Here is a 17,053-nt window from a genome sequence, read left to right as displayed (position 1 = left end):
GCATAGTTTTGAACAATAACGGATGGATTCTATAAATTTTTTTAGGCTGCCGCAGTCCAAAATTGAGCGTCTTGAAAATGTTCTTCCACATAATGCTGGAAGGCACTATCGGACATATTGTCTCTTCCAGCACCTATGATAGAAATGCTATCTGGCAATTTTTGTTCCAAAAACAAATTATAAAATGCAGGAAATATTTTTATTTTAGCTAAATCCCCTGTTGCGCCAAACAAGACATATGTCATTGTATCCATACTTTCTTCCTCCCCATTGAGCTTTTTTGGCTAACTTATTACTAGCCAGCACATGACTTTGCCGTTTTTTTATTTAATTCGGCTTTTACTGTGATTTTGAGGTCCATCAAATTCGTATTTCCGCATTTTTGACATACATCATAATTAGAAGAAAATGACATACATTTTATGCAAACCTTATGATGCTTGGCCTGTTTACCTGACAACACTTCATCCTTTCAAATTAGTTAATATTTGAATGCCCCAGTCAAAAGGCCTTTGATCTTTTTTGCATTCATTTACAGCAACAGAAGCTAGTATATAACCTACAAACATCATTTGAAAGTACGAACTTTTTATTTAATTAGTGCAATAAAAAATATATAGTGATAAAAAGTATACTAAGCAATATGTATGATACCTTCCTCTATTAATACAAAAAAGCCAGGGAGAAGTATTTACCCTGGCTTAACAGATCTTTTATTTAATTGATTCATTCGTTATAGGAGAACTTTCCACGACCGTCTCCATATAATCCTTACCCCATTTATACATGGCATCCAGGATAGGCATCAGAGTTCTTCCTTGTTCAGTCAGAGAATATTCCACTTTCGGAGGAACGACTGGATAGACTTCTCGTTTAACAATTAAATCTTCTTCTAATTCTCTTAATTGGTTAACAAGCATCCTTTGCGTAATCCCGGGCATTAGAGCTTTTAATTCACCAAATCGTTTTGTTCCTTCTTTGCCTAAATGCCATAATATCAGCATTTTCCATTTACCACCGATAACCGAAAGGGTTAATTCTTTTTCACAGTTAAATACTCTATCCTGCATTCGTGACATATTGAAACCACCTCCAGAAACTAATTATAACCAATAGTATACTTTTAGTCACTATGTAAAATAAAAGTGCGTACTTTTAATGCAATGTTATACGTAATATACTAGCAATTGTTCAGCAGCAAACACCTGATTCAAGCTGTAATACTAGTAATACCCAATTAGGGTAAAAAATTTAGCCGTATATGTTTTAAACTGCTGAATACAAAAAAAATTAACAGGAGTGAATATAGATGGAATTACAATTAGCATTAGATTTAGTAAATATCCCAGAAGCAATTGAGTTAGTTAAAGAAGTGGAGGAGCACATTGATATCGTTGAAATCGGTACACCGGTTGTAATCAATGAAGGTCTTCATGCTGTGAAAGCAGTAAAAGAAGCTTTCCCTAACCTAAAAGTTTTGGCAGACCTTAAAATCATGGATGCAGCTGGTTATGAAGTAATGAAAGCTTCTGAAGCAGGTGCAGATATCGTCACAATTCTTGGAACTGCTGAAGATATGTCAATCAAAGGTGCCGTTGAAGAAGCGAAAAAACAAGGTAAAAAAATCCTTGTTGATATGATTGCTGTGAAAGACCTTGCTGGACGTGCAAAAGAAGTGGACGCTATGGGCGTAGATTATATTTGTGTTCATACTGGCTACGATCTTCAAGCAGTTGGAAAGAACTCTTTTGAAGATTTACAAACCATCAAAGGTGTTGTAAAAAATGCTAAAACTGCAATCGCAGGTGGTATTAAATTAGACACACTTCCAGAAGTCATCAAAGTACAACCAGACCTTGTCATTGTAGGTGGCGGGATTACTGGACAAGCTGATAAAAAAGCTGCTGCTGCCAAAATGCAACAAATGATTAATCAAGGGTAATTCAGATCATGAATACAAATCAATACCTAGCTGAAATCATAAAAGAGTTAAATCGCTCCGTAGATTTAATTTCGAATGATGAAGCTGAAAAATTAGTTAATGGAATTCTTGAATCAAAGAAAATCTTTGTTGCAGGCGCAGGTAGATCTGGATTTATGGCCAAATCATTTGCTATGCGAATGATGCACACGGGGATAGATGCCTATGTGATTGGCGAAACAGTAACCCCTAACTTTGAAAAAGATGACATCTTAATCATTGGATCAGGTTCAGGAGAAACAAAAGGTTTAGTTACCATGGCTGAGAAAGCAAAAAGCATCGGTGGGACGATTGCAGCTGTAACCATTTTCCCTGAGTCCACTATTGGACAATTAGCGGATATCACAATTAAGTTGCCTGGCCTACCTAAAGATCAGTCAGAGAGTGATTTTAAGACGATTCAACCAATGGGCTCATTATTTGAGCAAACACTTTTACTATTTTACGACGCTGTGATTCTTCGGTTCATGGAGAAGCAAGGTTTGGATACCAATAAAATGTACGGTAGACACGCCAACTTAGAATAAATATATTATTCCTCGAGTTCTAAATAGGAAAGACCTCAAGCTGTTTCCATGCAAGATTGCGGTCTTTCTGTTAGAATGAACTACTTTAATTTGTAATAATTTTAGGAGTGATAAAATGATTTCTTTAAATGGAAAAACTGCAATAGTTACTGGCGCAGGAAGAGGCATTGGACGTGCTACTGCTATCGCCTTAGCAAAAGAAGGCGTTCATTTAGGCCTAATCGGCTTAAATATGTCTAATCTAGAAAAGGTAGCTGCTGAACTAGCACAATTTGATGTAAAGGTTTCTGCAGCAACAGCAGATGTGACTGATCTTGAATCCGTTACCCATGCTGTTGAACATATCAAATCAGACTTAGGCCCAATTGATATCCTAATCAACAATGCTGGTGTTGCAAAATTTGGCGGGTTCCTTGATCTAACACCAGAAGAATGGGAAAAAATCATCCAAGTCAATTTAATGGGTGTGTATAATGTAACAAGAGCAGTATTACCAGGAATGATCGAAAGAAAATCAGGAGATATCATCAATATCTCTTCATCTGCTGGCCAAAAAGGTGCTCCTGTTACAAGTGCTTACAGTGCTTCTAAATTCGCAGTTTTAGGGCTAACAGAATCACTTATGCTAGAAGTAAGAAAACATAATGTCCGTGTTACAGCTTTAACACCAAGTACGGTCGTTACAGATTTAGCCATTGATACAAATCTTGTTAAAGGCAATGAAGAAAACGTGATGCACCCAGAAGACCTTGCAGAATTAGTCGTGGCTAGTTTAAAATTTAATCCAAGAGTATTCGTTAAAACAGCTGGATTATGGTCAACAAATCCATCATAAAACGAAGCAGATCCAGTGGGATCTGCTTCTTTAGTTCTTACAAAATACTCTTATATGTATCAGTGATACAAGGACATTACTTTCTCTAAATCAACAATTAACTGGTTAACTTCATTCTGTGCTAAGCGTACAAGCATTTGATCGTATAAAGTAATAATTTGCCCAACCTCTTCATGCTGATGTTTTTTTTAATAATGATAAATATTATTAAACTGGTCTTCATTAAGGACCGACTCTGTTTTGAAATTCTTAACTTTCTGTATGGAAAATTCATTGATAGCCGAATCAAATTCACCTGCAATAATGGTCCCTTTCACGAACATCCACTCAATCCTCAAATCTAAAGAATATGAGGGCTTTTCAAATGTTTGATTTATACCTTAGCATCAAAGATTATAGGCTTCTTTTTTTTTTTATTAAAAACGCCAAGACTCCAGAACAAGTATCTGATTTTCTATCTGGTTATTATCATTAACGAAATACAAGAGCATACTGCTAAACCATTTAGCAGCTATGCTTTTTTACATAAAAAATAATTGGAGTATTTCTTTTGATCAAAGTACTTTTAATTGGCGGCGGGCACGCTCACTTGTCTATTCTTCGATCGATTATACAAGAACGCACTGTAATAAAATAGTTTACAGTATAGACATTACTAAGCAATGGTCTGGTACATCTATCAGGCTTCTGCGATAGCGAACAAGTTCCCTCAATTCACGTTGGTCACGATTAAGGAGAAACCGCCTGGAATAAGTTACTTCTTCTCCTGCATGTTTATCAATTGTAATCACTTGATGACCAGTTTCTTTGAATGCTTCTTCAGGTTCTGTAAATGCGGTAGAGCACAAAGCCGTAAGAATAGTCATGCAGCCTTTTGGACTTTGACTTGTCTTGGAGCCTTTCCCTTTATAAAGCCTTAGTATCAGATTTCTGTACCTCGAGCAAAGATATTATTCCACGCTTCCTCCAGCCCTTATCTCACCTTGCGCTCCCTTAGTGGTTGGCTGATGTGTACCCCCACAGTGGAATTTCCCCACCTAGATAGTTGCTATGCCTGGCACACAAGAAAAAAGCTGTCTGATAAACAGCTGATCTTGAACATAAGAACCCGTTTGTTTAAGTGAATTTTTTTCACAAACTTTAATTTTAATAATACCCTTAGTCAAAAATAAAAACTTCTATAGATAGAGAAGTAGCATAATAGATTGCTCTAAAAATTATTATTGAGCAAGTGCATATTCTGCAAAAAGAACCAACTTTATGTCGGTTCTTTTTAGTTCATTTTATTATATTTATGAAATTGCATTAACAAGTTGCTTCAGTGCTTCGTTAATCGGAGTAACTGGACGGCCAAGAACTTTCTCAAAATCATTGCTTTTAACTTCTAATGAACCGTCCCTAATGCTTTCTTGAATTCCTACTACAATCGGAAGAACAAAATCAGGTAAGCCTATGCCTTTCATGATCTCTGCATATTTTTCGTCACTAACTTGTTGGACAGGTATTTCTTTACCCAATACATTTCCAAGAGCAGATGCCAATTCCTCTTGAGTTAAAAGAGGACCAGAAAGTTCATATACAGTATTTTCGTGACCTTTTCCAAGAAGAACTGCTGCCGCTGCATCTGCGTAATCTTGTTGCAGTGCCCAGCCTACTTTACCTTTTCCAGCAGAGGTTACCCATGGAGCTCCTGCAATAGCACCTTGAATGCTTCCGATTTCGTTTTCCAAATACCAATTGTTACGCAAGAAAGAATATGGGATACCCGTCTTAACGATAGCTGCTTCTGTCGCAACATGAGGTGGAGCCATTAAATTTTTGCTTTCTGTTGCATTGGCTAAACTTGTGTAAGCAATAAATTTTATCCCTGCACGGTCAGCTGCTTGGACAGCATTAGCATGTTGTTGGATTCTGGTTTCATTGTCACCATCGGCAGAAATAATTAATAATCGGTCAATCCCTTCAAAAGCATTATCTAATGTTTCTGGACGGTCAAAATCACCGTGACGGACTTCCACTCCACGATTACGAAGTCCTTCTGCTTTCTCTGGATTTCGGACACTCACCACCAGGTCACTTGCAGGTACTGATTTCAATAAAGATTCTACAACCTTAAAACCTAATTTCCCTGTTGCTCCAGTAACTAAAATTTTCATTAATATCCCCTCCAGTTGAGTTTTATCTGTAACAATATTGGTTACATGTATTTATTTTAATTACATGTAACCAAATTGTCAACATGTAAAACAATGTATATTATTTTGTTCGTATTTTGGTATAATAAACTTGTAATCAAATTAATTACATGATGGAGAAAAAAATATATTAGGATTAGTTAATAGGGGTGGTGAATAGACATGTCCATCAGCAGCCGATTTGCAGTAGGAATTCATATATTGGCTCTAATTGAATTAAATAATGAAGGAATAACATCTTCTGAATTTTTAGCTACGAGTGTCAACACGAACCCAGCCGTTATAAGAAAACTAATGGGAATGCTAAAAAAAGCTGGTTTGATAGAGGTACACCCAGGAATTGCAGGTGCTAAACTCGCAAAGGAATTATCTTGTATCACTCTGTACGACGTATATAAGGCAGTGAATGTTGTACAGGAGAAAGAGTTGTTTAGCATACATGAAAGTCCACATCCTGATTGTCCAGTAGGTAGGAACATCCAAAATACAATTGAACCATTATTCACAGCAGCACAATTGGCAATGGAGAAGGTTTTAAGAAATGTTACTTTAGAAGATGTTGTGAGAGACATTGCTACTAAAGAAAATATCTGTTAGAAAAGACATTCCAAAGGTATGTCTTTTCTCTTTCTTCTTAAACTAACCTACCCTTTTTGTAGAATATAAAGGACCGGCTGTAATAACAGCCGAACTTGAAGTTACGCAATCTATAGTGCAATGTTTCACAAAGTTCCCTTATGGTGATTTACATAGTTGCTCTGCTGTCCTTCAGAAATCAAGGATATTCAACAATTCCTTTAACCATAATAATTATCGGTAATTAAGAAATCATGATTCAACAAAAAAGACGATGGATGATCACCGCCTTAAATGATTGTTTTATCTTTCTGTAAATTTATTTTTGAAATAAAGGTAATCAACCTTATGTTTTGTGGCCATTAGTTGTGATGCAAGTATTGCTGTGTAAATAGTTGTTAATAGTATGCCAAAAACTGCTATCCTCAATATTGAGTCCTTGTTATTCAAAATAACCACCTCATTTCTAAAAGAATATATAGGAATTCATCTTGGATTTATTCAATTTAAGGTTTAAGAATGACTTTTATACAATTATCGGTCCTTGTGTCAAAAACTTCATACCCATGCTTTGCCTGGTCTAATGGAAGAACATGTGTAATTACATCACCAATATCAACCTTTCCTTCAGATATAAGATTGTAAAGAAAAGGCATATACGGAATAACTGGGGCCTGGCCCGTTTTAATGTCAACATTTCTTTGGAAAATGTCTCCTAAAGGGAACCCATTATAACGTCCCCCATAAACACCGGTAATTTGGATGGTCCCAGCTTTGCGTACAGCCTGTGACGCAATGACAAGCCCTCCCATTGCACCGCCATGAAGCTTCATTCCGGATGCAAGATATTCTATAGGCGTCATTTTGCCGCTCATACCTGAACAATCAATAACTATATCTGCTCCACCTTGTGTTATCTCTCTTAAATATTCGCCAACGTTTTCATGTTCTTCAAAATTTACAGTCTCCACTTTATTGGTCCGTTTCGCATGCTCAAGCCGGTAATTGAGGTAATCGACCGCAATAACACGCTCAGCGCCTTTAAACCAGGCAAATTTTTGAGCAAGGAGACCTACTGGACCACATCCTAAAACGATTACAGTATCACCAGCTTTGACACCAGAATGATCTACACTCCAATAAGCTGTTGAGGCTGCATCTGCAAGTAACACTAACTTTTCATCTTCTACTTCGCAGTTCTCCGGTAATTTGAATGGAGTAAAGTTTCCATATGGAACACGCATATATTCAGCTTGTCCGCCAGCAAATCCACCGGTTGTTTCTGAATAGCCAAAGAAACCGCCCATTTCACCATGAGGGTTTGAATTATCACATTGGCTGGTTAAGTCATGGTTACAGTACCAGCAATGCCCGCAGCTTACATTAAAGGGAATAATTACGCGATCCCCTTTTTTCAATTTTGTTACTTCCGGCCCTACTTCTTCGACCACCCCCATCGGTTCGTGGCCTATTACGTAATCAGTTGGCATATTGGGAATCATTTGATGAATCAAGTGCAAATCGGATCCGCATATAGCAGAAGATGTTACTTTTACAATGATATCATCGCCATTTTTAATTTTTGGGTCTTTTACTTCTTTAACTTGGACATTTTTACTCCCCTGGTACGTGACAGCTTTCATTTTTCTCTAACCTCCCTTATTTATTAGGCGTTGCGAACATTCCAAGTCTATCCGTATCATTCGGGAATAAGTTCATCCCAGCAATCATTAAAGCATTGTCGGCAGATTTTAGATCCAACTCAACTTGCTTGCCAACTTCTTTCGGATATAACCAGCCCTTGCTTATCATCAATTCAGATATCTCAGTGTGTAAATCAATAGATAGTTCCATTTGCCTGTATAATGCCTCTCTTAACTCCAGGCTCGATGTTTCAGTTAACGCAATGGCATATGTATGAATGCCCGTTTTAACTGAAAGAAGAAACTCCAAGGCAATGCCCGAATCTGCCATTTCCGGCATATGTTCAGCTCCTTGGGGATCCAAATAATCCATTTCCATTTTTTTCACCTCATTCTATATAATTTGTTCTTGCCCCTTTATAAAATTCTTTAAGTTCATTTATCGCTGCAATTGACTGTTGAACATTTTTTTCCATCAATGCTTTTAAATCATTATCGAAACAAAGGCCCTGCATAAGCTTTGATTTCAATAAGCTAACAGTGTTCAGGTTTAATACCTCATGTGTTTCCATTGTTTCATGATAAGCCAAGCTTTTCTTCTCCATGACTTCACCTCCTGAAATTAAAATCCCTTTAATTAGTGAATATTATTCAATGGAATATTACTGGTTATGGAAGATTTTTGGTGGAATGTGAATCTCCTGTCTGTAGCAAGATAAGAGAAGTTTTTAAAGATTGGAGAGATATTCTTGACAAAATATTTAGGACTTCATGAAACACTGGAGACACTCGAGTTAATTGCATTTAAAACAGTATGTTTAACAAGAGCTGTAACTATGAGCAAATTGCTTCCTGATGGAGATCTTAAAAAGATTCTTTCTGGTGATTTAGAATCAGGGAGTCAAGGCCTGAAGCAACTTCAGACCTTTATTACAAACAGGGAGGAGACCCACAATGACTAATCTCCTGCAAAATATGGCTGGAATGGGAGGATTAACAGAACGGGCAATCGCCTCAGATTTTCTGATTTCATCTAAATCTGCCGTCAGAAATCTCGCATTTGCTATTACGGAAACAGCTACACCTGAACTGAAATCAGTTCTTCGCGATCAATTAAGAAATGCAGTGGATACACATGCCAAGATAACAGATTTTATGACTGCCAATGGATACTATCACCCTAATCATTTAGGTGACCAATTAAATGTGAGACTGCAGGATGCACAGACTGCTTTAAACCTTAAAGAACAATAGGAGCAGTATCGTATGTTTTATGCAATAAAAAATCAGCTGCTATTAAACAGCTGATTTTTTCCTTCAATATATTACACAGGTAGATCTTCAACCTGCCCGTCAGTTGAAGAAGGAATAATCATTGTATAAAATTCAAATTAACTTTTCTGGGTTTCTTACTCTTAGCAATAATAAATTACCACAGCTAAAACAAGCATCGACAGGAAAGTATTTAAAAACTGTATTTTTTTACAAAGGGCTCCATGTCCTGGTTTTAAGTTAATGCTTTTAACTAAAGGCAAAGCATTTCAAAGGAATCAGGTCCTAATGGCTGTGGATTTTTAATTATAAGAAATGGATACAGTCAATACCGGCCAAAAGATACCCATCTTTCTATTTAGGGGAACTCGTTTTTATAGGGCAATCGCTATCCCCTTTTTGAATTCTGACACAGTAAAATGTTTGTTTTTCCATTGACTGAACATCCTTAAGCTAGAAATACATATATTCTGTTGATTAAAAGGCAAAATCCTTCTTGAGCTAACCTGCCCCTTTACTTGAATAAGAATATGCCACCTTACTTAGCAGCTGTTCTTGAAATAAAACTCACTATTAGATGAATTATGTATCTAAATTGATTAAAACATTCTGTTTTAGATAATTATACTGTTTATCAGTAGTATCTTTATATGCTTCTTCTCTATTTGAAGGAATATCCATATATAAGATGTCTTCTATGAATTGAGAAGCTGTAAAGTCGTGTCGTCTTCCATTAATAATATTATAAAAATGCAATCCATCAGATAATTTAGTTTTCTTTATTTCTCCACCTAATAGATCATTGACTACTAATGTGGTTACACCACATTGCCCCTTTGCAGGATTATACTTACTCCATTTTGAGCTTGATTCTAAAGACCAAGATTTAGACAAAGCATTCATTATTTCTTCTATTTTAAACGTGTTATTCTCCATAAAAATCCCTTCTCTTACATCTAAATACTTATCTTAATCTAATTAAGCAAAAAACCTGCCCCTTTCGTATTATAAGGTCAGCCAGATTTTTCTGGTTGACCATTTTTTATATGGTTTTATGATTACGGTAGCCGGGGTAGAACGCACCTGCCCGTGGGAGGATGATCCCGTCAGCTAAACTGTTCACCCCCTACTTGCTTAAACATGATTTGGCTGGTTGGGACAGTGATCTCGTATAACAAGCGAAGCTATGAAACTGCAAGAAGGTCTAGGGGCTGCCGGCAAATTTATAATTTTTTGGAGGAGATAAAATAATGAACCCTGTTGTTGGACTAGATGTGGCCAAAGGCGAAAGCCAGGTACAGGCTTTCTTGGATAAGAAAAAACCTTATAAAACAAGCTTTAAAGTACCTCATACTCTAGAAGGTCTGGGAACATTAAGTGAGTTTCTTAGTGAAATAGAAGATCATACTGGGATTAAACCACCGATTGTTTTAGAGTCTACAGGCCATTATCATACACCTGTCGTCCAATATTTTGAAGAAAGAGGCTACTTGCTTATTATTGTTAACCCACTTGTCTCTTATCGAGCAAAAAGTTCTTCCTTGCGGAAGGTAAAAACAGATATCATCGATGCCAGGCATTTGTGTGAGCTCTACTACAAAGAGGAACTGGAGCCTTATAAAAAACGTGGGATTCAACTTCTAAACCTTCGCAATCTTACGAGGCAACACGAAAATATGACGGGTATGTATGTACAGACAAAGCTCCAATTTCAGGCAGTGCTTGATCAGGTATTCCCTGAATACGAAGATGTATTTGGAGACTTATATTCGGTTGTCTCACTATTAACCTTAATGGAATTCCCTACATCCAAAGAAGTATTGGGAGTTGAAGAAGACACCCTGGCCAACCGGATTGATGAGCTTTGTAAAAGCCGTTCAAGTAAGTGGGCATTCACTCAAGCAAAGAAGCTCATCGAGGCAGCCTCCAGAAATCCTTTTAAGGAAATCCTATATCGAAGTCATATCACAAGTCTTGAACTGAATATAAAGATGCTTCTGGAATACCAAAAGCACCTATCGAAGTTGGAAGCAGAGATAGATGCCTTGGCAAGAGAAATGGAGGAATATCAAATCATCCAATCCATCCCGGGTATCGGAGAAAAGATCGCGGCAACGATCATTTCTGAAATCGGAGAGATTGAACGGTTTAACAATCCAAAAAAGCTTGTGGCATTTGCCGGGTTAGATCCCAGCATCTTTGAGTCCGGTAGATTTAAAGGAACAGTCAACCGGATTACAAAAAGAGGATCAAGCAGGCTTAGGCACGCGTTATATATGGCTGTCCGTTGTGCGATTCGTGATTCCCGCAAAAAGAAGACAACACCGGAAATCATCCCACGCAATAAGAAGTTGCGGGAGTTTTACGATAAGAAACGTGGTGAAGGCAAACCATACAAGGTTGCCATCATTGCTTGTGCCAATAAGCTGTTACACTGGATTTTTGCACTCTTAAAAAGCAATTCAATTTTCCAAGATATAGCTTAAAATGAAAAGCTACCTAAATAGCTCAAAACCTTCCAAAAGAGCTCTGACGGAAGGTTATTTAGCATGCTTACTTTTAGGATACCACACAATAAAAAACCATTTAAATGAAAAATGTTGACAAACTATTAGCTGGTTTAGTTAAATAAGAAAAAGCTGTCAAAAGACAGCCTAATCTTTCGATAAAGCAACAGTTAGTAAAATAACGAATATGTATTATTCACAAGATACAGACCAGTTAATAGCTAAGAAGTCCTTTTCAACCTTTGGTGTTTTATTGTTTTCAAGACATGCATTTTTTGTACTTTCAAGTGAATTAAAGTTTGAGATAATAGCCATTGCAGAAAATGAAACTACTATACAACATAGCATAATAGACTTTTTCCTCTTAATATCCACCATGCCTCCTCATAAAATTATCTATTTTGAACTGTTATAATAAAGTTGTTTGGAAAGCCTCAGTTAACATGGAATCAAAACTATCAAATGATTGGATTAGTGTTCCGGAGGGTTTGTCTAGTTCTAGATATATTTCCTTCTGCAGGTCTAAACAGTACCAGGCAGTATCAGAGTCCCCAAAAAACATGTATTGCTTTTGCCAATCATTTTCATACCAAATCTCATTAGTTTCAACAAACCCCTGAAGATCTTCACCTTCTTGGCCATCAAATAGATGTTCATCAACACCATAAATGACCAATCCATTAAAGTCCAATCCATTTACAGTTTTCAAAAAGTCTTCAAAAGACTTTGGTAATTCTATATTCCCTAATTTCTCCTGAATCTCCAGCTGCAAATTTCTTATTTCTACATCCGTCACTGGATTCCTTAGTGAACTTCCATATTTCTCTTCTATTTTCTTTATTTCAAACAACAATTTTTTCCACTGGGCCATATCAGCTCATCCCTTCTTTATTTAAAAGGTTCCGGTGGGTAAACCTCATCTTCAAACATTGGCCAATTAATCCTCTTACTTTGTGTAGGAGTTAATTCTCTTGTTAGAGAGTTTTGTTCATTGGTAACGGCCTTATGATATGGATCATTTTTAATCAATACCAGGTTAGTGAAATCATTTGTTCCACCATCATCTAAAGGTGAATTGTGATGGACTTGCCATCCCTTTGGATTAAGGCCATCTTTCATTCTGGCAATATCATTTTCTTCTAACCCAGCTTTCCGAAGATATTGTACTCTTATCGGATCGTTAGCAAACGTTTTAAGAAAACTTTTCTTAACAGAATTATTAAAGGTTTTTCTTAATTGCGCAGTTTCTTCCGGATGTCTTTTTGTGTATATAATCTCTTCTACTTTTACGCCTTTTAAATGGACTTTTTCTTCCTTTAAAGTACCAACAAAGTAATTATCTTTTTCAATTTTATTAGGCTTTGCTCTATACTCTTTATCTGCTAGCTTCTTGATCTGTGTCAAGGGGTTATGAAATACATTGTAAGGTACTGGACCGTGAGCGACACCTCCCACCATTGCAGGAGCTGGTCCTTGTGTATGAAATGAAAGTCCATTACCTCCCTTAGTAGCCTGGCCTACCGTCTTGGCTATTGTACCGGCTTTACCAATTCCTTTATCCCCGAGAATACCAATTCCAAGGGAAGTCAGGCCATAGGTAAAGAAGGCTGTCCGGCTTTTGGCATCCCCATTTACAACATCCCGCTCCCAGGCACTGGTGATAGCAGACCATATGTATTTCGGCATATCCAGAACCTGACGTACTTTTCCTATGGGGTCATTTAAAATGCGTAAATAAAACTCCTGGTGCTTCCTTTGATTTTCTAGCAGCTGGTCACGGTTAAACAGCAATTCACTACCTAAAAACAGCGGACTGAATGGTCCCATGATCTTTCGTCCCAGCTCATAGGTAGACTTAAGGCCTTCCAAAGTATCTCCTACAGCTTCAGAAGCCCCCTCAATGGCTCCTTCAACCATATCTTGAAGGAGACTTTGCTCCCTTTGTGGACTAGGATTCGATATTTCATCATGGAAATCCTCCCAGTTAAGAGCTCTTGGCTGATAATCGGCCAAAGATAAGTTGCCGCTTTGGAGCATGCCAGCCATTTTTTTTATGTAGTCTTCCATGTGGTCTAAATTTTTTAAGAGGGGGTCAAGCGCTGCAGTTTCCCGATGGTCAAAGGATTCTAATTTTTCAACTGTTCCCCAGCTTGAGTCCTGGGCATGTATTGATGCTTGGATAAAGCGGTTATCCTCCAGCAGCGGCAGCGGGACAATATCGCTTACGGTTTTTATTACTTCATTTGCTTCTTTAGTTAGTTCAGAGGCGATCTGAAGAGTGTTTCTTAGGCCCAATTGTAGCTCATTCTCAAGGAATTCCTGGCGGATGAATCCTGCAGGAGAAGATTCAAAGTCGTGGATTGTGTTTTCTAGACTGTTTAAATAGGATTGGTAATCTTCAATCCAGGATTCAAAGAATAGTAGAAAAGGCAGGTGGCTTTCCTGGTAGAAGTTTATAATCGACCTGCCGCCATCTCCTTTGAAAGAATCTTCATGAGAGATAAACTCCTTGATGGCCATTTGAACATGTTTAACTTGATTCTTAAGTATATTCAGTTGATTACTTGTCTGTTGGATACCTAAAAGTAAATCTTTCACATCTAATACTTTCAACTTTAATCATCTCCATACGTAAACTGTTCACCTGACAATCACACATTCCACATTTTTCTATTTTTATATTAATTTACTCATTGAACTAGTTGAATAGGGATTTTTGATGTGAAAATTTCTTATGTATTGTTCTCTTTTGCAAGCAACGACAAATAACTTATTGAAAATGTATCTAGGCGCTTAATTACTTCTTACAAACTAGGCACTCCCGTATGCTCTCTTCATTTAAGATTTCCTTTAAATCACCGCACCAGTAGTAACTTCCATTCTTTTCTTGATTATTAATAACCTTTTGTTCAAAAAATCTAATATTAATATGAGGACAACTTGCCATATGTAATGTCTTAATTTTAGTTGGTTTATCATCTATAAGGAAATAACCAATTTTATTATTTCTATATTCATTAAATTCATTTATACTGTTAATTTTAATCATTGTTCGCCCCTACTGTTATTTGTGATTACTATATTAACAACGCTGCTTTTATAAAACTAATCTTCTATGTGCTTAACAAACTCTACCTTTTTTTCTTTCAAGTTTGGTTTTGCAATAAAATGAGCATTTTTCCAAGCGAAGGACTGTGTATGAGAATCCGATTTATCCCACCACGCTTCATGTTCATAGGCTGATTTTGGGAGTGTGAACCCTAGAATGTCTTCTACCTCTAAAAAAGTCATTTTGATACTCTTAGTCTTTTGGAACTTTTAAAAATTTTGTAGCGGTTCGTATTTGCTATTTCTGTTACTCATTCTTATCACTCCTCAGGAAAGCTTTATAACTTTTAGCTAGATATCATTATATTTCCTTTTGAATATATTGGAAAGGTTGTAAGTCGAACCTCCCCAATTTGATGTAGATCTGCTAAATGACTTGATTTATAAGCCTTTATTGTTTTACTTTTCCTTTATAACCATATCTAGGGAGGTATATTTTGTCACAACAATCCAAAAAACAAATTACTGAAAAAGATAAGAATATCCTTAAAGCGTTATGTGAGTTATACAAAGAAAAGCAGTCAGGTGTAGGGCCATCCGAGATCGGACAAAAAGTCGGAAGAGATAAATACGATGCAGCTGCTTACTGTAATTTATCCTTGAAGAAGTTGATTGAGTTTAATTTAGTTGAGAAACTTCCGGAGGGTAAGTATAGACCGGCGGAAAAAGAATAAGTTTAAAGATCAAAGGTCTCCCTTTGATCTTTATAGGTAGCGACTATCAAAATCAAATAAAAAATATTTCAATCCCAATAAACATAATAAATAAAGCTGAACTAGTTAATATACTTAAGACATGCCGTTTAGAGTCCTTCATATACTTTCTTTCAAACAATGCACGAACAAGTAAAATTGCTGATAAAATGACGACAGGATAGTGTGGTTTTAAACCATAATCAAATACAAAGCCAATTAAAAATAAAATTATTAATGCAATTGCAGCAATTGTTATTTCAGTTATTTTATGAGTTGTATTAATGTGTAATTTTTCTTCGTTACTTTTAATATGAAGCTTGTTTTTTAAAATAAAGTACGTAATTAAGTAGGCTAGAAATACTAACACTGTGTAAACATACATGTTAAAATCTCCCCCAACTGTATTTCTGCCTGTTTCAATAAAAATGCTGTTCATTGGTATCTGAAATTTGTTGAAACTTTAGTCCTTTTCCTTTTTTAGGAGAATAGCGATTATTAAAGACGATTGCATAATCAAGATTACCATTAGTCCTAATATATATGCGCTATCAAGTGAAGCGTCAAAAGTAAATAAGAAAAATAAAATTGCAGATATTACTAATACTATAATAAAGTTAATGACAATTTGTTTCATGTCTTTATCCACTCCCTTCTTTTACAACATCAGGTTTTATTTCCCATTAATATCAAAGAATTCAATTTAATTCAATGAGTATATATACTTAGATATAAAAGGAGATCCGACAAGATACTCGGACCTCCTTTTAAATTAATAGCTCAAAGTTAACGCATAAGAAGCTGTATCAACAGTGCTTGTAGGAGTAATAGCTAAACCTGCAGGATACACAGAAACTGTTGGACTTCCAGAAATTCTTTTATGTCCATATTCAATTTTTATGTTAATTGTTCCGTTTTTAGATGTTGGTACATAAACATATTGGCCCATATAGCCTTTATGCTTTGTATTACTAGTAGAAGCCCTCAAATCGAAATCGCCAGCTACACCTGCACTTGGTTCCCAATCGCTTGGAGAATAATCGATAGCATAGTCGATCCAATTCCCATTCCCTTGTTGATCTTGCGAATATCTGTGTTGATGTTGTGTTACCTTACCGCTGCTAGTAGGTAAGAATAATCCTGAGCTTGATGGGAATCCAAAAGTCATCTTATCTACTAAATTAAAAGATGGGGTTTTTAGCCAGTTGAAATTACCATAGATATAAAACTTATCGTTATTTGCTTTATCACTAGTAACTTTATATACAGTACCTGCTAATTTCATTGTTGAGGAAGAGATAGAACCCATTGTTGAAGTTTGGCCAGGCTTAGTATTGACACCTTCTATAAACTCTACTATTTCTGAACCCTTATCAGTTATTACTGCTTTCTCTTTCACTAGCTGTTTTGCTACTTCTACTGGCAAACTTTCAATTTCTTCTGCAGTATGTCCAGCATCAAGTAAATAACTTTTCTCCTCTTCTGTTAAAGAAGTTGAATTACCTTCTTCAGCAAAAGCTACCCCTCCTATACCAATTAACAATAAGAACAGAATACTACTAAACAATTTCTTTATTTGCCAACCTCCATTTGATAGAATAATTACTAAAATTAAAATTACTATCTTTAGTATACATGGGAATATAATTCAAAAAATGGAAATTACCTGATTTTCTACTTCTTGAACTACTTTCGTGATTTTGAATAAATATTTATG

General features: G+C 36.2%; 23 protein-coding genes. 8 read left to right on the top strand and 15 right to left on the bottom strand.

Annotated elements, in window-relative coordinates:
* Positions 1-41: 41 nt before the first annotated feature.
* Together MKY20_RS25710 and MKY20_RS25705 are read right to left on the bottom strand one after the other, a co-directional pair.
* A complete protein-coding gene (locus tag MKY20_RS25710; RefSeq protein WP_341004041.1) occupies positions 42-254 on the bottom strand; it encodes a hypothetical protein in 213 nt (70 codons plus the stop codon).
* Positions 255-713: 459 nt separating this feature from the next.
* Complete coding sequence (locus MKY20_RS25705; protein WP_341004036.1) at positions 714-1,079, bottom strand: winged helix-turn-helix transcriptional regulator; 366 nt, start codon at positions 1,077-1,079, stop codon at positions 714-716.
* Between the two features lie 230 nt (positions 1,080-1,309).
* Here MKY20_RS25705 and hxlA point away from each other — a divergent pair, with 230 nt between their 5' ends.
* The 3 genes from hxlA to MKY20_RS25690 all read left to right on the top strand — a co-directional run bounded on the left by hxlA (position 1,310) and on the right by MKY20_RS25690 (position 3,343).
* Complete coding sequence (gene hxlA, locus MKY20_RS25700; RefSeq protein ID WP_341004031.1) at positions 1,310-1,942, top strand: 3-hexulose-6-phosphate synthase; 633 nt, start codon at positions 1,310-1,312, stop codon at positions 1,940-1,942.
* A gap of 8 nt (positions 1,943-1,950) precedes the next feature.
* Complete coding sequence (gene hxlB, locus MKY20_RS25695) at positions 1,951-2,508, top strand: 6-phospho-3-hexuloisomerase (RefSeq protein ID WP_341004020.1); 558 nt, start codon at positions 1,951-1,953, stop codon at positions 2,506-2,508.
* Positions 2,509-2,623: 115 nt separating this feature from the next.
* A complete protein-coding gene (locus tag MKY20_RS25690; RefSeq protein WP_026566628.1) occupies positions 2,624-3,343 on the top strand; it encodes a 3-ketoacyl-ACP reductase in 720 nt (239 codons plus the stop codon).
* A 638-nt stretch (positions 3,344-3,981) separates the two neighbouring features.
* Here MKY20_RS25690 and MKY20_RS25685 read toward each other — a convergent pair.
* Both MKY20_RS25685 and MKY20_RS25680 read right to left on the bottom strand, forming a co-directional pair.
* Positions 3,982-4,209, bottom strand: a complete 228-nt coding sequence (locus MKY20_RS25685) for a hypothetical protein (RefSeq protein ID WP_341004014.1) — start codon at positions 4,207-4,209, stop codon at positions 3,982-3,984.
* Between the two features lie 426 nt (positions 4,210-4,635).
* Positions 4,636-5,499, bottom strand: a complete 864-nt coding sequence (locus tag MKY20_RS25680) for an SDR family oxidoreductase (RefSeq protein WP_341004007.1) — start codon at positions 5,497-5,499, stop codon at positions 4,636-4,638.
* 201 nt (positions 5,500-5,700) lie between these two features.
* Between MKY20_RS25680 and MKY20_RS25675 the strand changes: the two genes are divergently transcribed.
* Positions 5,701-6,135, top strand: a complete 435-nt coding sequence (locus tag MKY20_RS25675; RefSeq protein WP_341004003.1) for an Rrf2 family transcriptional regulator — start codon at positions 5,701-5,703, stop codon at positions 6,133-6,135.
* A 485-nt stretch (positions 6,136-6,620) separates the two neighbouring features.
* Here the strand turns inward: MKY20_RS25675 and MKY20_RS25670 are convergent, their stop codons facing one another.
* The 3 genes from MKY20_RS25670 to MKY20_RS25660 are packed head-to-tail and all read right to left on the bottom strand — an operon-like array spanning position 6,621 to position 8,362.
* Positions 6,621-7,757 (bottom strand): zinc-dependent alcohol dehydrogenase, encoded by a 1,137-nt coding sequence (locus MKY20_RS25670; protein ID WP_341003999.1) that lies wholly within the window; start codon positions 7,755-7,757, stop codon positions 6,621-6,623.
* Positions 7,758-7,773: 16 nt separating this feature from the next.
* Positions 7,774-8,136: a spore coat protein gene (locus MKY20_RS25665; protein ID WP_341003984.1), complete on the bottom strand. Its 363-nt coding sequence runs from the start codon at positions 8,134-8,136 to the stop codon at positions 7,774-7,776.
* 10 nt (positions 8,137-8,146) lie between these two features.
* Complete coding sequence (locus MKY20_RS25660; protein WP_341003977.1) at positions 8,147-8,362, bottom strand: spore coat protein; 216 nt, start codon at positions 8,360-8,362, stop codon at positions 8,147-8,149.
* 144 nt (positions 8,363-8,506) lie between these two features.
* On the opposite strand from MKY20_RS25660, the gene MKY20_RS25655 reads away from it, so the two are divergent.
* Both MKY20_RS25655 and MKY20_RS25650 read left to right on the top strand, forming a co-directional pair.
* On the top strand, positions 8,507-8,719 hold the full coding sequence (locus MKY20_RS25655) for a hypothetical protein (RefSeq protein ID WP_341003971.1): 213 nt from the start codon (positions 8,507-8,509) through the stop codon (positions 8,717-8,719).
* Complete coding sequence (locus tag MKY20_RS25650) at positions 8,712-9,011, top strand: spore coat protein (protein ID WP_341003966.1); 300 nt, start codon at positions 8,712-8,714, stop codon at positions 9,009-9,011. Before MKY20_RS25655 ends, MKY20_RS25650 begins: the two co-directional genes overlap by 8 nt.
* 600 nt (positions 9,012-9,611) lie before the next feature.
* Here the strand turns inward: MKY20_RS25650 and MKY20_RS25645 are convergent.
* The gene (locus MKY20_RS25645; protein ID WP_341003959.1) at positions 9,612-9,965 is read right to left on the bottom strand and encodes a YunG family protein; all 354 of its coding nucleotides are present in this window, start codon (positions 9,963-9,965) and stop codon (positions 9,612-9,614) included.
* Positions 9,966-10,279: 314 nt separating this feature from the next.
* Here MKY20_RS25645 and MKY20_RS25640 point away from each other — a divergent pair, with 314 nt between their 5' ends.
* Positions 10,280-11,515: an IS110 family transposase gene (locus tag MKY20_RS25640; protein WP_252222885.1), complete on the top strand. Its 1,236-nt coding sequence runs from the start codon at positions 10,280-10,282 to the stop codon at positions 11,513-11,515.
* Positions 11,516-11,728: 213 nt separating this feature from the next.
* On the opposite strand, the gene MKY20_RS25635 is transcribed toward MKY20_RS25640, so the two are convergent.
* The 5 genes from MKY20_RS25635 to MKY20_RS25615 form a co-directional block, all read right to left on the bottom strand.
* Positions 11,729-11,914 carry a hypothetical protein gene (locus tag MKY20_RS25635; RefSeq protein WP_341003955.1) on the bottom strand — a complete coding sequence of 62 codons (186 nt, stop codon included), beginning with the start codon at positions 11,912-11,914 and terminating at the stop codon, positions 11,729-11,731.
* Between the two features lie 31 nt (positions 11,915-11,945).
* Entirely contained in the window at positions 11,946-12,407 is a 462-nt protein-coding gene (locus MKY20_RS25630) for a YrhA family protein (RefSeq protein ID WP_341003951.1), read from the bottom strand.
* A 17-nt stretch (positions 12,408-12,424) separates the two neighbouring features.
* On the bottom strand, positions 12,425-14,149 hold the full coding sequence (locus tag MKY20_RS25625) for an LXG domain-containing protein (protein WP_341003944.1): 1,725 nt from the start codon (positions 14,147-14,149) through the stop codon (positions 12,425-12,427).
* 184 nt (positions 14,150-14,333) lie between these two features.
* Entirely contained in the window at positions 14,334-14,585 is a 252-nt protein-coding gene (locus tag MKY20_RS25620) for a hypothetical protein (protein ID WP_284522385.1), read from the bottom strand.
* Positions 14,586-14,641: 56 nt separating this feature from the next.
* Positions 14,642-14,833, bottom strand: a complete 192-nt coding sequence (locus MKY20_RS25615) for a DUF7662 domain-containing protein (RefSeq protein ID WP_445293111.1) — start codon at positions 14,831-14,833, stop codon at positions 14,642-14,644.
* Between the two features lie 248 nt (positions 14,834-15,081).
* On the opposite strand from MKY20_RS25615, the gene MKY20_RS25610 reads away from it, so the two are divergent.
* Entirely contained in the window at positions 15,082-15,318 is a 237-nt protein-coding gene (locus MKY20_RS25610; protein ID WP_284522383.1) for a hypothetical protein, read from the top strand.
* A gap of 52 nt (positions 15,319-15,370) precedes the next feature.
* Here the strand turns inward: MKY20_RS25610 and MKY20_RS25605 are convergent, their stop codons facing one another.
* Positions 15,371-15,721 (bottom strand): DUF4181 domain-containing protein, encoded by a 351-nt coding sequence (locus tag MKY20_RS25605; RefSeq protein WP_341003910.1) that lies wholly within the window; start codon positions 15,719-15,721, stop codon positions 15,371-15,373.
* A gap of 387 nt (positions 15,722-16,108) precedes the next feature.
* Entirely contained in the window at positions 16,109-16,903 is a 795-nt protein-coding gene (locus MKY20_RS25600; protein WP_341003901.1) for a hypothetical protein, read from the bottom strand.
* Positions 16,904-17,053 lie beyond the last annotated feature (150 nt).

The organism is Cytobacillus sp. FSL W8-0315 (genome assembly GCF_038002905.1).
Classification (GTDB): Bacteria; Bacillota; Bacilli; order Bacillales; family Cytobacillaceae; genus Cytobacillus; species Cytobacillus pseudoceanisediminis.
The sequence above is the reverse complement of the archived record's forward strand: the minus strand, read 5'-3'. Positions and strand labels throughout refer to the sequence as shown.

Excerpts from the sequence above, each read along its gene's own strand:
- MKY20_RS25710 (WP_341004041.1), bottom strand. The coding sequence starts at position 254 with ATGGATACAATGACATATGTCTTGTTTGGCGCAACAGGGGATTTAGCT.
- MKY20_RS25705 (WP_341004036.1), bottom strand. The coding sequence starts at position 1,079 with ATGTCACGAATGCAGGATAGAGTATTTAACTGTGAAAAAGAATTAACC.
- hxlA (WP_341004031.1), top strand. The coding sequence starts at position 1,310 with ATGGAATTACAATTAGCATTAGATTTAGTAAATATCCCAGAAGCAATT.
- hxlB (WP_341004020.1), top strand. The coding sequence starts at position 1,951 with ATGAATACAAATCAATACCTAGCTGAAATCATAAAAGAGTTAAATCGC.
- MKY20_RS25690 (WP_026566628.1), top strand. The coding sequence starts at position 2,624 with ATGATTTCTTTAAATGGAAAAACTGCAATAGTTACTGGCGCAGGAAGA.
- MKY20_RS25685 (WP_341004014.1), bottom strand. The coding sequence starts at position 4,209 with ATGACTATTCTTACGGCTTTGTGCTCTACCGCATTTACAGAACCTGAA.
- MKY20_RS25680 (WP_341004007.1), bottom strand. The coding sequence starts at position 5,499 with ATGAAAATTTTAGTTACTGGAGCAACAGGGAAATTAGGTTTTAAGGTT.
- MKY20_RS25675 (WP_341004003.1), top strand. The coding sequence starts at position 5,701 with ATGTCCATCAGCAGCCGATTTGCAGTAGGAATTCATATATTGGCTCTA.
- MKY20_RS25670 (WP_341003999.1), bottom strand. The coding sequence starts at position 7,757 with ATGAAAGCTGTCACGTACCAGGGGAGTAAAAATGTCCAAGTTAAAGAA.
- MKY20_RS25665 (WP_341003984.1), bottom strand. The coding sequence starts at position 8,136 with ATGGAAATGGATTATTTGGATCCCCAAGGAGCTGAACATATGCCGGAA.
- MKY20_RS25660 (WP_341003977.1), bottom strand. The coding sequence starts at position 8,362 with ATGGAGAAGAAAAGCTTGGCTTATCATGAAACAATGGAAACACATGAG.
- MKY20_RS25650 (WP_341003966.1), top strand. The coding sequence starts at position 8,712 with ATGACTAATCTCCTGCAAAATATGGCTGGAATGGGAGGATTAACAGAA.
- MKY20_RS25645 (WP_341003959.1), bottom strand. The coding sequence starts at position 9,965 with ATGGAGAATAACACGTTTAAAATAGAAGAAATAATGAATGCTTTGTCT.
- MKY20_RS25640 (WP_252222885.1), top strand. The coding sequence starts at position 10,280 with ATGAACCCTGTTGTTGGACTAGATGTGGCCAAAGGCGAAAGCCAGGTA.
- MKY20_RS25635 (WP_341003955.1), bottom strand. The coding sequence starts at position 11,914 with ATGGTGGATATTAAGAGGAAAAAGTCTATTATGCTATGTTGTATAGTA.
- MKY20_RS25630 (WP_341003951.1), bottom strand. The coding sequence starts at position 12,407 with ATGGCCCAGTGGAAAAAATTGTTGTTTGAAATAAAGAAAATAGAAGAG.
- MKY20_RS25620 (WP_284522385.1), bottom strand. The coding sequence starts at position 14,585 with ATGATTAAAATTAACAGTATAAATGAATTTAATGAATATAGAAATAAT.
- MKY20_RS25605 (WP_341003910.1), bottom strand. The coding sequence starts at position 15,721 with ATGTATGTTTACACAGTGTTAGTATTTCTAGCCTACTTAATTACGTAC.